This is a genomic window from Brevibacterium sp. MGP-B1, from assembly GCF_057766545.1.
On sequence record NZ_CM173407.1, the window covers coordinates 1,776,060 to 1,790,010 of the forward strand.

The 13,951-nt window shown below is 58.7% G+C and carries 14 protein-coding genes and 1 pseudogene; 4 read left to right on the forward strand and 11 right to left on the reverse strand.

What is annotated here, in order from left to right; all coding sequences use genetic code 11:
* Nucleotides 1-400: 400 nt before the first annotated feature.
* Together AC3CD9_RS08085 and AC3CD9_RS08090 are read right to left on the reverse strand one after the other, a co-directional pair.
* The gene (locus tag AC3CD9_RS08085) at nt 401-1,303 is read right to left on the reverse strand and encodes a polysaccharide deacetylase family protein (protein ID WP_488367158.1); all 903 of its coding nucleotides are present in this window, start codon (nt 1,301-1,303) and stop codon (nt 401-403) included.
* Nucleotides 1,304-1,452: 149 nt separating this feature from the next.
* The gene (locus tag AC3CD9_RS08090) at nt 1,453-2,112 is read right to left on the reverse strand and encodes a pentapeptide repeat-containing protein (protein ID WP_488367159.1); all 660 of its coding nucleotides are present in this window, start codon (nt 2,110-2,112) and stop codon (nt 1,453-1,455) included.
* 73 nt (nt 2,113-2,185) lie between these two features.
* Here AC3CD9_RS08090 and AC3CD9_RS08095 point away from each other — a divergent pair, with 73 nt between their 5' ends.
* Nucleotides 2,186-2,602 carry a VOC family protein gene (locus AC3CD9_RS08095; protein WP_488367160.1) on the forward strand — a complete coding sequence of 139 codons (417 nt, stop codon included), beginning with the start codon at nt 2,186-2,188 and terminating at the stop codon, nt 2,600-2,602.
* A 14-nt stretch (nt 2,603-2,616) separates the two neighbouring features.
* Here AC3CD9_RS08095 and AC3CD9_RS08100 read toward each other — a convergent pair.
* Nucleotides 2,617-3,090, reverse strand: a pseudogene (locus tag AC3CD9_RS08100) (TrmH family RNA methyltransferase); the annotation flags it as partial.
* Nucleotides 3,091-3,684: 594 nt separating this feature from the next.
* Here AC3CD9_RS08100 and AC3CD9_RS08105 point away from each other — a divergent pair.
* Nucleotides 3,685-5,130, forward strand: coding sequence for a tetratricopeptide repeat protein (locus tag AC3CD9_RS08105; protein WP_488367162.1), 1,446 nt, complete (start codon nt 3,685-3,687; stop codon nt 5,128-5,130).
* 69 nt (nt 5,131-5,199) lie between these two features.
* Here the strand turns inward: AC3CD9_RS08105 and AC3CD9_RS08110 are convergent, their stop codons facing one another.
* From AC3CD9_RS08110 to infC, 5 genes are all read right to left on the reverse strand, one after another.
* Nucleotides 5,200-5,802 carry a metallophosphoesterase gene (locus tag AC3CD9_RS08110; protein ID WP_488367163.1) on the reverse strand — a complete coding sequence of 201 codons (603 nt, stop codon included), beginning with the start codon at nt 5,800-5,802 and terminating at the stop codon, nt 5,200-5,202.
* A gap of 914 nt (nt 5,803-6,716) precedes the next feature.
* Nucleotides 6,717-7,538 carry a TrmH family RNA methyltransferase gene (locus AC3CD9_RS08115; protein ID WP_488367164.1) on the reverse strand — a complete coding sequence of 274 codons (822 nt, stop codon included), beginning with the start codon at nt 7,536-7,538 and terminating at the stop codon, nt 6,717-6,719.
* Between the two features lie 191 nt (nt 7,539-7,729).
* Complete coding sequence (gene rplT / locus AC3CD9_RS08120; protein ID WP_039206669.1) at nt 7,730-8,119, reverse strand: 50S ribosomal protein L20; 390 nt, start codon at nt 8,117-8,119, stop codon at nt 7,730-7,732.
* Between the two features lie 128 nt (nt 8,120-8,247).
* Nucleotides 8,248-8,454: a 50S ribosomal protein L35 gene (gene rpmI / locus AC3CD9_RS08125; RefSeq protein ID WP_039206667.1), complete on the reverse strand. Its 207-nt coding sequence runs from the start codon at nt 8,452-8,454 to the stop codon at nt 8,248-8,250.
* A gap of 100 nt (nt 8,455-8,554) precedes the next feature.
* Nucleotides 8,555-9,205 (reverse strand): translation initiation factor IF-3, encoded by a 651-nt coding sequence (infC, locus tag AC3CD9_RS08130; RefSeq protein ID WP_229664191.1) that lies wholly within the window; start codon nt 9,203-9,205, stop codon nt 8,555-8,557.
* A gap of 278 nt (nt 9,206-9,483) precedes the next feature.
* On the opposite strand from infC, the gene AC3CD9_RS08135 reads away from it, so the two are divergent.
* Nucleotides 9,484-9,855: a DUF1844 domain-containing protein gene (locus tag AC3CD9_RS08135; RefSeq protein WP_039206663.1), complete on the forward strand. Its 372-nt coding sequence runs from the start codon at nt 9,484-9,486 to the stop codon at nt 9,853-9,855.
* A gap of 110 nt (nt 9,856-9,965) precedes the next feature.
* On the opposite strand, the gene AC3CD9_RS08140 is transcribed toward AC3CD9_RS08135, so the two are convergent.
* Nucleotides 9,966-10,679 (reverse strand): TetR/AcrR family transcriptional regulator, encoded by a 714-nt coding sequence (locus AC3CD9_RS08140; protein ID WP_488367165.1) that lies wholly within the window; start codon nt 10,677-10,679, stop codon nt 9,966-9,968.
* A gap of 135 nt (nt 10,680-10,814) precedes the next feature.
* Between AC3CD9_RS08140 and AC3CD9_RS08145 the strand changes: the two genes are divergently transcribed.
* Nucleotides 10,815-11,822: an NmrA family NAD(P)-binding protein gene (locus tag AC3CD9_RS08145; RefSeq protein WP_488367167.1), complete on the forward strand. Its 1,008-nt coding sequence runs from the start codon at nt 10,815-10,817 to the stop codon at nt 11,820-11,822.
* A gap of 72 nt (nt 11,823-11,894) precedes the next feature.
* Here AC3CD9_RS08145 and AC3CD9_RS08150 read toward each other — a convergent pair whose 3' ends face one another.
* Both AC3CD9_RS08150 and AC3CD9_RS08155 read right to left on the reverse strand, forming a co-directional pair.
* A complete protein-coding gene (locus AC3CD9_RS08150; RefSeq protein WP_488367168.1) occupies nt 11,895-12,269 on the reverse strand; it encodes a VOC family protein in 375 nt (124 codons plus the stop codon).
* A 13-nt stretch (nt 12,270-12,282) separates the two neighbouring features.
* Complete coding sequence (locus AC3CD9_RS08155) at nt 12,283-13,932, reverse strand: AbgT family transporter (RefSeq protein ID WP_488367169.1); 1,650 nt, start codon at nt 13,930-13,932, stop codon at nt 12,283-12,285.
* Nucleotides 13,933-13,951: the final 19 nt, after the last annotated feature.

Here is a 13,951-nt window from a genome sequence, read left to right on the forward strand (position 1 = left end):
CATTTCCTAGAGTGAAAGTGGCCCACCGAAAACAGCAATTATGCAGGAGGAAACATGCCGAATCGCATGCCAAAGAAGATTTCGGCGACGATGGTTGCCCTCGCCACTTCAGCGTCTCTGCTCATCGCTGCTCCGGCAGCAGCTGCACCTACCTATTATTGGGGGACCTCAGTTCCGGGCCCCAAGGGAAATTGTATGGCGGCGACCGACAAGAAGATTCATCAAATCAAGAAACGCGGCGGTGAGCTCGTCGAAAGTTCCATTTGCAAATTCAGTTTGGGATGGAACGATGCCACTAACCGACCAGTCGCCTACCATTCGACGAACCTTAGGTGGAGATACTAATAGAGCCAGTCAGACTCTCTATCCATGCGATTGGCGCGTTCGACATTTCGCTTTATCAGTATGCCGGTGGACGTTCAGGCGACTCAAACGGGTAGCGAGCGCGGAAGTCGTCGGCGATTTCGCCCATTGTCACGATCTTCACTCCGTCGTGTCCGCCGATGTAGTCCAGCAGCCGTTCGAGCATGAGCAGCACCTGCGGACGGCCGGACACGTCCGGGTGGATCGTGATCGGGAAGATCGCATAGTCGAGTTCGCGGTAGACCCAATCGAACTGGTCGCGCCACAGGGTCTCGATATCGCGCGGATTGACGAAGCCGTGGCTGTTCGGGCTGCTCTTCACGAACAGCATCGGCGGCAAGTCGTCAACGTACCAGTTCGCGGCGATCTCGACGAGGTCGATCTCCTGACCGTGTTTAAGCGGCTTCATCCACGTTTCAGGCGACTGAGAATAGTCGATCGGCGTCCATTCGTCGCCGGCGATGGAGTAATAAGGCACGAAATCCTTATGGCTCTGGCTGTGGTCGTATTCGAAACCGAACTTCTTCAGCAGCTCAGGCGTGTATGCGCTCAGCTCCCACCATGGGGCGACGTAACCACGCGGCTGGCTGCCGGTGAGGTTCGTGATGAGCTCGACGGACTTCTCCATGACGATGTCTTCCTGACGGTTCGTCATTGCGACGGGATTCTCGTGGCTATAGCCGTGGGCGCCGATCTCATGTCCGTCGTCGTGCACCATCTTGCATTGGTCAGGGAAGGTCTCGAGCGAATGACCGGGGATGAACCAGCTTGCCTTGAGGTCGCGGCGTTTGAGCATCTTCAAGAGCCGGGGAACTCCGATTTTGCCGGCGAAGATGCCCCGCTGAATGTCCGAGGGTGAGTCTTCCCCACCGTAGGAACCGAGCCAGCCTGACACCGCATCGATGTCGATACCGAGTGAAACGAAAATCTCCTTGGCCATCTTGCGCATCCTCCGTCGATTCGAAAATGAGAACGCGGACTCGCTGCGGGCGAATGCCGCGATGCTGTGAGTCTTTCACCGAAGTGTGATCTGCGCAATGGGTCTCTCACCTGGTCAGAGAGCCTGCCTCTCCGCTAGGCGGCGCACTCTCATTCGACGGAGATGCCGAGTTCGGAGGCGAAGAGGTCGGCGAAGAGCATGAGCTGGGTATCGTCGATGGTCGCTCCACGCAATGAGTGCACACCAGAGATTCTGTGCGGTTCCAGTCCCCGGATATCGAAATTGCCGAGAGTGGCGCCTTCGCATTGGAAGACTCCTACGCTGCTTCCCGGAAATGCGACCCGGCTGACCTTCGCACGGTCGAGGTCGATCTCGTCGATCTTGCAGTCGCGGAACTCGACGTCGGTGAGCCTCGACTCACGCAGGTTGAGGTAGGAGATCCGGCAATTGATGAATCGCACCTTCTCCCACACACTGTCATAGACGACGCCGGCCCCGATCCGGGTTCCGGAGATCTCGGTGTGCAGCAGGCTTCCCCGGGGCATGCTCCAGGTGTCGGCGCGGCAGTCCGTGATCTCCGTACCGGAGATCCTGGCTCCGTTGAGGGCGATCGGAGCCACGGCATCACCAAAATTGACGTTTGACCATCGGCAGTCGAGGAACGTTGCTTGGGTGGCGTCCGCCTCGGCGAGGTTGAGGTCGGTGAACTCCATGCCTTCGAGGAATTCCTCTGGACCGATATCGCCGAGGTAACCCCCAACCAGATCGCCGAGGTTGAGCTTCGGTGGGCGTGGGGCTGAAGTCACCATGCGCCCACCTTAACTGCTGCTGGTGACACGGCGGCCCCTGCCCAACCGTGTTCGTCACCACTAGACTGCAGGCATGAAGCCACTGACAACGATCCTGTCATTGCCCGTCGCCGACCCGCAGGCCACAGCGAACTTCTACGCCGATGGACTCGGACTCGAAACCGACGGAGTGGAAGACGGCATCGTCGCCTTCGAACTGCCCAATCTGTCGATCTTCTTCATCACCGCAGACGAATACGGCCAGTACCTCGAACTCTCGGGCCGGCCCGGCTCGAAGAACCCTGTCCCGGGCGCCAGCATCATCTCCTGTGCGTTCGCCACCCGAGCCGAGATCGACGAGGTGCTCGACCGTGCTGTCGCCGCTGGCGGATCAGCCGATGGAGGCCAGGACGTCGATGGATCGTACATGGGCTACTTCGCTGACCTCGACGGATACATCTGGGAACTCGTCGCCAATGAGCAGACGGCTTGGGCCGCTGGGACCAGTTAGGGACCGGCTAGTCCTCACATCCGCTGGTTGCGCGCACTCTCGTAGATGCACACGCCGGCGGCGGTGCCGAGGTTGAGGCTTTCGGCCGAACCGCAGATCGGCACGGCCACGGACGAATCGCACAGCTCCAGATCCTCGGCGCTCATCCCCCACGCCTCATTGCCGAAGACCCACGCAGTCCGTGCGGTCAGATCCAACCCTGTATCCCACGGGTGGTGCAGATCGTGCGCCTCGTCGTTGGCATCGGCGGCAAGCACCTGCAGACCACGGGCCCGCGCCAGCTCTGTCACCTCGGACAGGCCGACTCCGGTGACAACAGGAATGTGGAAGAGCGAACCGGCGGTCGACCGTACCACTTTGTCGTTGTAGACATCGACCGACGACGTCAGCACCACAGCATCCGCACCCGCGGCATCGGCGAGGCGGATGATGGTGCCGGCATTGCCCGGGTCGCACACCTGCGACAGGACGACGACGAGCTGCGCCTCGTTAAAGTAACTAACTGTGGGGAAGCGGCATTCAGTAGCGGACGTGGAACGAAGTGGTCTCTGAGACCGGTTGTCCGTGAAGTGGTGAGGTTCAGTGTCCACGATGTAACGAGGTTACCCACCACTTCATTACACAGGTGCTACCGAATACCGCTTCCGTACAACTAGCTGATGGCGCAGAAAATCAGCCACCACAAGCCCGCCCACGTCGGTACAGAATGCACATTCTCAGAACCCTAGTCTTCTAGGGCAAAACCAACCATCAAGAATGGAGTGCGCAAATTTTCATATCATCAATCGATCTGCCCCACCGCGTAAACCACTCCAAAAGCCGATCCAAGCGACATCAGCTCCTGCTATTACGGCCTAGACCAGGTGCTTCCAATCAGCAAATCACACGTGGAAACATGACCACTGCCGCCGCCGCGAAAGAGCACGAACAGATACATTTTCCGTCTTAACCCCGCCCCAACTGGTGCGGCCAGGTCAACTTCAGCACGCCAGCTCCAGCTCACTGAAGGAAAATCTGCGACAGCACCGCCTTCAGATCAGATCGGCCGAGTATCAGCTGAACTTACCCAATAGACTCAATGTATGAGCAACGAACTTCCACTCAGAATCTTCCTAGCTTCCCCGTCGGATCTCACTGCAGAGCGCGATAGTGTCAAGGCAACCGTCGAACGATACAACTCATTATTGCGCAATCGGGACGATCGCCCCTTTGAGGTTGTCGGTTGGGAACGTACTCGAGGAACAGCAAACCGTCCCCAAGAAGAAATCAATCAACTCATAGGAAATGTCGACTTCATGGTCGTTCTCTTTAAGGAAGCGTGGGGCAGCGAACCAGGTGGACCACTTGGCTACACTTCGGGAACTGAAGAGGAACTCTTTACCGGGCTACTGGCGTTGGGTACGAAGGATAGACCCCTTCAGGACATTTGGGTCGGCTTTGTATCAGCGCACTCGCCAAGCGAAGAAGTTCTCGCCCTAAAGTCTCAGATCCAAAATCAACACGCACTGCTATACGACGTCATAGAGGGCGATCTAGATACGAAATTGACTGAAAGACTCCGGGATTGGCAGCAAACGTCCGGCCAGAAGACAGTAAAATGGATAGGACTTGTTCCACGATCAGGCAAAGACGTCATAGGCGCAGCTCAAAACCGAGCCAATGGTGAGCTATTGATAAGCCTTGGACAAGTAGAGGCCGGGATTCAGAAATTGAAGTTGGCAACGGAAATAGGGGGCCCGCGGGAACACATAACTTACGCTCGAGCGCTCGGAAGACGAGGCCAGTTCACAGAAGCTCTAGACACCGTGGCCGTCGCAATTTCTCAAGTGCTTAATGATTCTATCCAACTAAATTCAGAACTGGTTGGAGATGTTTTTACCACAGAAGCGGAACTATTACGCAAGCAGGGATCAGATTTAGAAGCAATTAATCGCCTTGGGATCATCCTCGGTGGACTCGACGGACAAGGCCAAGAGTTGCTAGAACTCCGAGCCCGAATCTACGATCAAAGAGGACTTGCAAATCACCGCGTTGGACGACTCGAAGAGGCGAAAGCAGATTTCGACGAAGCGTTCCGTCTCCGTACAGACTCCGGTCGAAACGTTGACATAGCTCAATCACTATTAAATCTCCTCAGGCTCAGCGTCAAGCTCGAAGATCTTGACGGTGCCAATACCTACGCAGAAAGTTTGCAGGACTCTTTACGACGGACGACTCCATCCGATCTTCATGCAAACGCGTGGACTGCGATAGCGCAATTACGTAGGCGGCAACAGAGACCGTACGACGGTATAGAAGTCGCGAGACAGGCGCTCAGCTTAAATAGACAGACCGGCCACAAGACCGGAATTGCGATATCTCTGCTAGTACTCGGCCAATGCCTACGCGATACCGGCGAAATTGACGAAGCGATGACCTGCTTCAAATCGTCCCGAAGCATCAACCAAGAGATAGGGAATGAACTTGGTGAGCAAAAAGCACATTGGCAAATTAATCACCTAAAGAACGTATACTACACATCCGAGTAGAAATCTTCTTAGATCGCCGCTTCGACGCGAATTTCAGTTGTGAGACATCGTTCCGCCCATTAGGCAATGTCAGATCCTAGTCCTATCAACCTGCAGGACACTGCGATCAGGCCACAAGAACGCAGTCAATCGGCCCAAATTGCCACCAGAAATAGAGCTAGTATCTATATGAGCAGATTCATTGTCTATTTTAGGCATCAATCCGACCGGAACGTGTGCCGAAACTGAAAACTTCCCACGAGCATTTTGAATGGGCTCATGGCTGGCGATCACCTCGCTCGACTCCCATTTTGAAGCCATAGATTTTAAACCGTGAATATGTGACTTTGGAATCTTTTCAACAAGGTCAGAGAGCACGTCGGCGGATACAGGACCTTCTGTATAAGATCGGATAGTACTGGCGCCGCCCATTTTCAAGAACGGCCCCAAGTTGCGAGATTCGAGTGCGTTAAGTAATTCAACCTCGTGATTACCTGACAGCAACGTTACTTCGGGAGCCTCGTTTAATATTAGTAGCGTATCTATGACTTCCCGAGACGACGATCCCTTGTTTATATAATCGCCCAGAAATACTTTCTCACCGACACCCTCCCGGTCGAGGGATACGAGAAGGTCATTCAGGGCACCGACGTCGCCGTGTATATCCCCAATAAATGCGATTCGTTTGCTCATAACAATATCTTCTCAACTTCAGCATAATCCGAGCCGCCACCGAATGAGCCTATTGCCATAAAGGCCATAGATAGAAGGTCTGAATTGGCGGTCCACTCGTTCACCACCGTGGCCTCAAGCGAGCCGTGTTTACTCGACATCAGTGGCCCAACTAATTGAGGCAATCTTTCAACACACATTGTGTAGTCCTCCACACTAGGCTCACTGTCGTGGCGGGAAGCTAAAAGCGAACTAAGTCGCGGATCTTTATGTCTACGCGCGATCTCTCGCACAGAAAAACATGGGCGACCCTCCTCAATCGCCTTTGCGTATAAGCTACTCCTCAAGAGATATCGAGCTTCTCGAAGGAGACCAGGCAAATAGTTCGGGACGTCAAACTCAGGCGTTGTGAATAGTTGCGACATATTACGAACTCGCTGAAAGAGTCGCTTCGTATCTACAGCACCCATCGATTTCAAAGCTTTCTCAAGAGACCCATCGGAGTCAAAGAGAATGCGCCCATCCCGCCTCAAATGTGCCCCAAATAGAGTACCGATCCCTGTGCTGAGCTGTTTTGGAGTGTAGAAGCTCACACTCACGCTACCTGAATGAATTGCACGATGAGCAGTCCCCGCTAGAGCCAATAGGTCGAGATCAGAACTAGGCAATTCATCTTTCCGAGCGCGACTCCCATAGAGAACTACTCCACATGTGTCATCTGGGAATACGGGTAACTCGTTCAACAACCAGTTCGGTACCCCGAACTGTTCGAGTGACTCTTTGAGCAAAGCCTGAATCATATGACCCACTATACGGTTGCTCGAGGTCATCACCTACGCTGCGTTCACCTACTGACTTAGAGATAGGCCGCAAATTGCAAGGTCAAAGTCACCCCGGACGTCAGCGTTCGCCAGTTTGCAAAAGCGAAAATCGCCTCACATCCGCTGGTTGCGAGCACTCTCGTAGATGCACACGCCGGCGGCGGTGCCGAGGTTGAGGCTTTCGGCCGAACCGTAGATCGGCACGGCCACGGACGAATCGCACAGCTCCAGATCCTCGGCGCTCATCCCCCACGCCTCATTGCCGAAGACCCACGCAGTCCGTGCGGTCAGATCCAACCCCGTATCCCACGGGTGGTGCAGATCGTGCGCCTCGTCGTTGGCATCGGCGGCAAGCACCTGCAGACCACGGGCCCGCGCCAGCTCTGTCACCTCGGACAGGCCGACTCCGGTGACAACAGGAATGTGGAAGAGCGAACCGGCGGTCGACCGCACGACCTTGTCGTTGTAGACATCCACCGACGACGACGTCAGCACCACGGCATCGGCCCCTGCGGCATCGGCCAGGCGAATGATCGTGCCGGCGTTGCCCGGGTCGCGCACCTGTGACAGGACGACGACGAGCTGCGCGTCCTTGTCGAGCACGGAGGTCAGTTCCAGATCGAGGGCGTTGCACACGGCCACGACACCCTGAGAGTTCACGGTCGATGCGAGCTCGGTGAGCACCTCGGGGGTGACGATGCTGCACTGCATGCGACCGTGCTTTGCCGCGGAGACGAACGCGGGGTGCTCCTCAGCGGCCTCCTCGGTGATGAACAGCTCGACAACGGAGCCCTTGCGCGCCAGTGCCTCACGGACGGCCTGCGGACCCTCGACGAGGAACTGCCCCGTGGCCTTGCGGTCTCGGCGCTTGAGCAGCTTCGCGGCGTTCTTGATCCGCTTCGACTGAGGTGAGGAGATGACGTCAGGGAGTTTCATGAAACCGTGTTCTCGATCCGTTGAATGCTGAAGAGGAAAAGGTGCGAGCTGAAGAGGCGGAAGCTGAGCTGAGAGCCAGGCGAATCCTGGTCAAAAGACCGACGGCCCCGAACCTGCAGTTCGGGGCCGTCGTCGATCACCGAAGCGATCGGTCAGTCACTTAAGTGACCGGAGTTTAGATAAAACGCTGCTCAAGCGGCGTCGGTCTTCGCTGCGTTGACGTCAGCAGGAAGAGCTTCCTTGGCGACCTTGACCAGGTGCGCGAAGGTGGCCGAGTCGTTCACGGCGAGCTCGGCGAGCATGCGACGGTCGACCTCGACTCCAGCGGCCTTGAGGCCCTGGATGAAACGGTTGTAGGTCATACCGTTGGCGCGGGCGCCGGCGTTGATGCGCTGGATCCAGAGACGACGGAAGTCGCCCTTGCGCTTGCGACGGTCACGGTAGCTGTAGACCAGCGAGTGGATGACCTGTTCTTTGGCCTTGCGGTACAGGCGCGAGCGCTGTCCGCGGTAGCCGCTTGCCCGGTCGAGGATGACCCGGCGCTTCTTGTGAGCGTTGACCGCTCTCTTCACACGTGCCACGTGTTACTCCTTTAGAAAGTTCGTATCTGCCGGCGGTGCCGGACTCTGGTTCAAGCTCTGGGAGCCGCTTTCGACTGCCCGTGGGAGATCCCGGAGACTGTCCGGGAAAGAAAGACCCGAAAGGGGTCTCACCTGCCCTTGAGCTTGCCCAGAAGCTTGCGGGCCATGGCGCGGTCGCCGCCGGTGAGTTCCTGGTCGGTGGACACGCGGCGCTTACGAGCCGAGGACTTGCCCTCGAACTTGTGCTGGTTGTTCACGCCTTCACGCATGATCTTGCCACTGCCAGTCACGCGCATACGCTTCTTGGCGCTGCTGTTCGTCTTCTGCTTCGGCATAGTGCCGTTCTCCTTTGCAATTCGTTGCCCGCGTCAACCGCCGGCAACTACTTCACACGCACAGACCAGGACGGACCTGGAACGCGACGTACTTAATTTCTCACGCGTCCGGGCGAGCTGCGTTCTTCTCTGCAGCGACCCGATCGCGACGGGACTTCACCTCAGCGGACTTGCCCTTGGCATCTGCCGATGCCTTCCGGGCCTCCGCCTTGGCGTCAGACTTTGACTTGTGCGGGGCGATGACCATCACCATGTTGCGTCCGTCGACTCGCGGTGAGGATTCGACGGAGCCGAGGTCGGACACATCTTCGGCCAAGCGGTTGAGCAGCTTGATGCCCATCTCGGGACGGGACTGCTCACGTCCGCGGAACATGATCATGACCTTGACCTTGTCGCCGCCTTCGAGGAAGCGGGTGACGTGGCCCTTCTTCGTCTCGTAATCGTGTTCGTCGATCTTGAGACGGAAGCGGATCTCCTTCAGCGCAGTGTTCGCCTGGTTCTTCCGGGCTTCTCTGGCTTTCTGGGCAGATTCATATTTGAATTTTCCGTAGTCCATGAGCTTGGCTACGGGTGGCTTCGCCTGTGGGGCTACCTCGACGAGGTCGAGGCCGGCTTCACCGGCGAGATCGAGTGCCTTGCGAATGGCAACGATACCGACCTGTTCACCATTGGGTCCGACCAACCGGACCTCGGGAACCCGAATCCGGTCATTGATGCGCGTCTCGCTGATGTGTTCACTCCTTTTGCTCAAATGTGGTCGTGACAACGAAAAAGGCTCCCGTTGACACATGCCAAGGGAGCCTGCACACACGAGCAGTACGGTAGACGTACGTTCAGTGAATACACCTCGATCTGGACCCGATCAGACTATGCCTGACGGACAGATCTTTGGACCCGATCGCTCTTCGCGATCAAGGTGGGAGACAGACTCCGCTTCGCACCAGCTACCAGTGTACTACGCTTCATGACTCTTCGCACATCGAGGCTCTGGTGTGATCGCCGCATTGATTTATATGTCAAGCTTATGGCATGAGTTCTGAAGAATCTGTTCCCGCCGAGGCGATCGCCGACGTTACGCGCGACATCGCCGAGGTCCCCGCTGTCGAGGTCATCACCTCCAGCGCCGTCCACCTCATGTCCGCCGCCGCCGTCAAGTGCGGCCTGGCCGAGGACACCGCCGAAGGTCGCGGCGCCGACCTCCAGGACCTCGATGAGGCCCGCAAGCTCATCACCGCACTGGCCGGCTTCGTCACCGGCGCCGCCACCGTGATCGGCGACCACCATGCCCGCCCGCTGCGCGATGGACTGCGCAGCCTGCAGCTGGCCTTCCGCGAAGCCTCGGAATACCCCGACGCCCCCGGCGAAGGCCCCGGAGAGAAGTTCACCGGCCCCGTCCGCTGACACTCCCCCACTGCCCATTCGCACAACGGCCCTCGACCAACGATCGAGGGCCGTTGTCATATCCTCATTCGCCGAGGTGGCCAGGCAGTTCCACACGGACTCCCGCCGGCTTACTCGCCGAGGCGGCTCACCACTCCGGACATCAGATCGTCTTCGACGTCGTCGAATCCCGGCCCGAATTGGCCGAACCGCAGACCGTTGATGAGGCCGATGACCGCGACCCAGATGGTCACGGTTTCCAAGATCACGCGATCGTCATACTCAAGCCCCAACTCCGCAAGCCCGTCCCGCAAAGGTTGAAGCGCGGACTCCGCGCCTCGCAATCCCTTGCTGCGGGGTGAACTGTTCGCCACTGATCCTCTCGGTTTCGCACCACTCTCAGGTGCCGCCTCGGCGTCGTTCCGAGCTTCCGCAACCAGCCCCGCGAGCGTCACCATGATCCGCGTTCCCGGCACCACAGTCTGCTCACGCGGAGCCTCATAGTCAGCGATCGGCGTGCCGTAGATGAGCGCCCATCGGTTCGGGTAGGTGCGCGACCACTCGAGCATCCTCAGAGCAAGAGCCTCTACGCTCCGCTCCTCCTCCATGGCCTCGTCGACCGCGTCGGCGATCTGAGTGAAGGCATCGCGGATGAGGATCGTCAGCAGTTCATCACGACTCTTCACGTACCGGTACACAGCACTGGAGACGACTCCGAGCTCTCGAGCGATCGCTCTCAGCGACAGTCCGTCGACACCGTCATCGTCGACCATCCGGTTGCCGATCGCGGTGATCTGGGCTTCCGTCTCGATCCGGGCGCGCTGTCGTGGGGTCGTCTCCGTCATGCTTTCACCATACGATCCGAGAGCAAAGATAACAACAGTGAGCACTGCTCTTGAATTGTCGACGCATGAGGCCTACGCTGATTCGAGAGAGCACTGCTCTCATTTGCTACTCGGAGACATCGGAAGGGTTCCGTCATGAAAACAGCACTCGTCATCGGCAATGGTCAGATCGGTTCGGAGATCGCGGCTCAACTCATCGCTTCAGGCACAGATGTCCGCATCGCCACCCGCTCCGGCAGTGGTTCCTCCAGTGCCGGGGCCGGCGCGAGCAACGCGACCGCCCCGTCGGAAACGTCGTCTACGACCGGCACGACGACAGTCAGCGCTCCCACCCATATCAGGGCCGATGCGAGTAATCGGGCCCAGTTGGCCGAGGCGGCGGCGGGAGTCGATGCGATCTTCGCATGTGCTCATGCCGCGTACGACAGCCGCACATGGGAGCAGCTTCTCCCCCGCCTCGATGCGGCGATCCTCGATACCGCCGCAGAACTCGGCATCCCCGTCGTCTTCCCTGAGTCCGTCTATGCCTTCGCCGGACTGCGCACCCCGATCACTGAGACCTCCCTGTTCGCTCCGGTGGAGGAAAAGGGACGAATTCGGCAGCGACTCATCGAAGCCCGTGAGGCTCACGCAGCGACCAGTGCGAGCGTCATCGCCGGGGATCTGCTCGGCAGAACCGCAGAGAAATGGTCATCCGTCGTGCGCATGTGCATCACCGAACCGATCTCTCACGGGCGCCGAGCCATGGTGCCGGCACGGACTGATGTCCCGCACGGAATCACCGTCATCGCCGATCACGCCGCCGCGATGATCCAGGCGGCAGAGGATCTGAAGGACGTCTCCGCGGGGACGCATCAGCTGCGGATCGCACCGGCATCAAATCCGACACTGGCCGAGATCGCCGACTTCACCGCGGACACTCTTGGGCAGAAGCACAAGCGTCCGCTCTCAGTCCCACGCTGGGCGACCCGTGCCATCGGTGCTTTCGAACGCTCCTTCTATGAGCTCAACCAGTTGGCACCGATCTGGTACGAACCCTGCGTCATCGCCTCCAGCGATTTGGCCGAAACAGTCGGAACAACCGACTGGCGCGAGGGCGTACGGCAGATGCTCGGAGGCATAAAGGTCGCGAACGACCTCTGACCGCGGAATTCCGACAGTAATCCGCAGAACTGCATGGTCGTTTCCTGCTTCTGTCACCGATTGGGTTGGGACTCAGCCATGGAAGTCGTCCGGCTCTGCGGGAATGCGCTTCGCCATGAGACAGAACTTGTTGCCGTCCGGATCCGCGAGGACATGCCAGCTTCCGGACGGCACGACATCAGTCTTCGTGGCACCCAAAGCCATAAGTCTTTCGAGTTCGTCCGCCTGGCTGCGGTCAGTCGGACAGAGGTCGAGATGCAGACTATTGTCCCCAAACGAATCGCTCGAACGCTCGAAGAGAATAGTCGGTGCATTCGACGCCCCGGAGATCGCGACTCCGGTTTCGTCTGTGGCCGTCACCTCGTACCCCAGTGCTTCGCACCAGAATCGGCTCAGCCGAGCCGGGTCCGGGGTTTTGACGATAAGATCGCTGATTCGGCTCACCATCGGCAATCGAACCTCACAATCGGATCCCATTGCCCGGGCCCAACGGCAGGTCGAAGACGAACCAGATGCCCAGCAGCAGGGCCCAGGCCAACCAGAACGGGATGACGAAGGGGAACATCCGAGAGATGACCGTGCCCAGCCCGGCGTTCGGCTCATAACGGCGGACGAGGCCGAGGAGGACGATCATGTACGGGTTGAGCGGGGTGATGACCTGAGTGGCCGAGTCTCCGACGCGGAAACCGGCTTGGATGAACGCCGGTTCGTAGCCGAGCAGGGCGAAGAGCGGGACGAACACGGCGGCCATGAGTGTCCACATCGACGACCCGGACACGATGAACAGGTTGAGCACGCTGGCCAGGAGCATGAAGCCGATGACCGCGGCGAACCCGGTCAGCCCGATCGCCTCGAGCCCAGACGCACCTGCGACGGCGATCCACGAACCGATTCCCGTCCAGTTGAACAGGGCGATGAACTGGCCGAGGATGAACGCGAGAATGAGGAACGACATCATGTCGATGATCGACTGGCTCATCATCTTCACGAGGTCGTTCATCGATCTCACGGTGTGCACGACGATGCCGTAGACGACGCCCATGAGCATGAAGTAGGCGAAGACGATGAACACGATCGACGACAGCAGCGGGGACTCCGGGAGGAATCCGCCGTCCTCGTTCCGCCAGGGTGAAGCGGGGAGAAGGAAAGCGAAGAGGAAGACCGCGGTGAGGACGAGCCCCGAGACGACCGCCCAGATCAGCCCTTTCTTCTCCTCCGGTTCGAGTTCGGCCTTGATCTCTGTGGACGACTCATCGTCCGAAGACTCAGAGGATCCATCCGATGTCGCCGAGGCATCCCCATAGGGGCTGTCGGGCGACTGGTATTCGCGGGCCAGTCCGCTCGACGAGGCATTCGCGTATTCGCGGGGCACTCCCTTGCGCACCATGTTCGGTTCGATGAGCCGGTCGATGATGAATCCGGCGATGATCGCGAGCACGATCGACGAGGCGATATTGAAGTAGTAGTTCGATACCGGGTTGACCGCGGTGTAGTCGGTGTTCGGCAGGGTCTCCATCACCGAGGTGGTGATCCCGGCGAACAGAGCGTCGAGGCTCGTAGGGACGATCGAGGTCGAATAGCCCGCACCGGTGGCGGCGAACCCGCCGATGAGACCGGCCATCGGATGCCGTCCTGCGGCTTTGAATACGAGCGCAGCCAGAGGCGGGATGATGACGAACGCCGAGTCGGCCATGATCGACCCGACCACCCCGACGAAGCCGACGGCATAGGGCAGCAGCCACTTCGGGCTCTTGCCGAAGGCGATGCGCACGGCCGCGGCGAGCATTCCCGACTTCTCTGCCACACCGACGGCCAGCAGAATCGGCAGCACCGTCGCCAAGGGCGGGAACCCGATGTAGTTGTCGCCCATCGTCGTGGTCAGCCACGCCAGGCCCTCCCCGGTGAACAGGCCCTTGATCGCGATGGTCTCGTCGCCGCCGGGAATGGCCACGGTGACATCGGCCATGGCCATCGCCGTGGAGACGAGGCCGGTGATGATGAAGAGCCCGAGGAACAGTGTGAACGGTTCGGGCAGCTTGTTTCCGATGCGTTCGATCCAGTCCAGCGTGCGCTGGCCGAAACCGACTTTCCCATCTGTCGTCGTCGACATGAGCGGTCCTTCTCTTCGA

Bases quoted from the DNA above. Each gene is read 5' to 3' on its own strand.
- AC3CD9_RS08085 (WP_488367158.1), bottom strand. From the start codon at position 1,303: ATGGCCAAGGAGATTTTCGTTTCACTCGGTATCGACATCGATGCGGTG.
- AC3CD9_RS08090 (WP_488367159.1), bottom strand. From the start codon at position 2,112: ATGGTGACTTCAGCCCCACGCCCACCGAAGCTCAACCTCGGCGATCTG.
- AC3CD9_RS08095 (WP_488367160.1), top strand. From the start codon at position 2,186: ATGAAGCCACTGACAACGATCCTGTCATTGCCCGTCGCCGACCCGCAG.
- AC3CD9_RS08105 (WP_488367162.1), top strand. From the start codon at position 3,685: ATGAGCAACGAACTTCCACTCAGAATCTTCCTAGCTTCCCCGTCGGAT.
- AC3CD9_RS08110 (WP_488367163.1), bottom strand. From the start codon at position 5,802: ATGAGCAAACGAATCGCATTTATTGGGGATATACACGGCGACGTCGGT.
- AC3CD9_RS08115 (WP_488367164.1), bottom strand. From the start codon at position 7,538: ATGAAACTCCCTGACGTCATCTCCTCACCTCAGTCGAAGCGGATCAAG.
- rpmI (WP_039206667.1), bottom strand. From the start codon at position 8,454: ATGCCGAAGCAGAAGACGAACAGCAGCGCCAAGAAGCGTATGCGCGTG.
- AC3CD9_RS08135 (WP_039206663.1), top strand. From the start codon at position 9,484: ATGAGTTCTGAAGAATCTGTTCCCGCCGAGGCGATCGCCGACGTTACG.
- AC3CD9_RS08140 (WP_488367165.1), bottom strand. From the start codon at position 10,679: ATGACGGAGACGACCCCACGACAGCGCGCCCGGATCGAGACGGAAGCC.
- AC3CD9_RS08145 (WP_488367167.1), top strand. From the start codon at position 10,815: ATGAAAACAGCACTCGTCATCGGCAATGGTCAGATCGGTTCGGAGATC.
- AC3CD9_RS08150 (WP_488367168.1), bottom strand. From the start codon at position 12,269: ATGGTGAGCCGAATCAGCGATCTTATCGTCAAAACCCCGGACCCGGCT.
- AC3CD9_RS08155 (WP_488367169.1), bottom strand. From the start codon at position 13,932: ATGTCGACGACGACAGATGGGAAAGTCGGTTTCGGCCAGCGCACGCTG.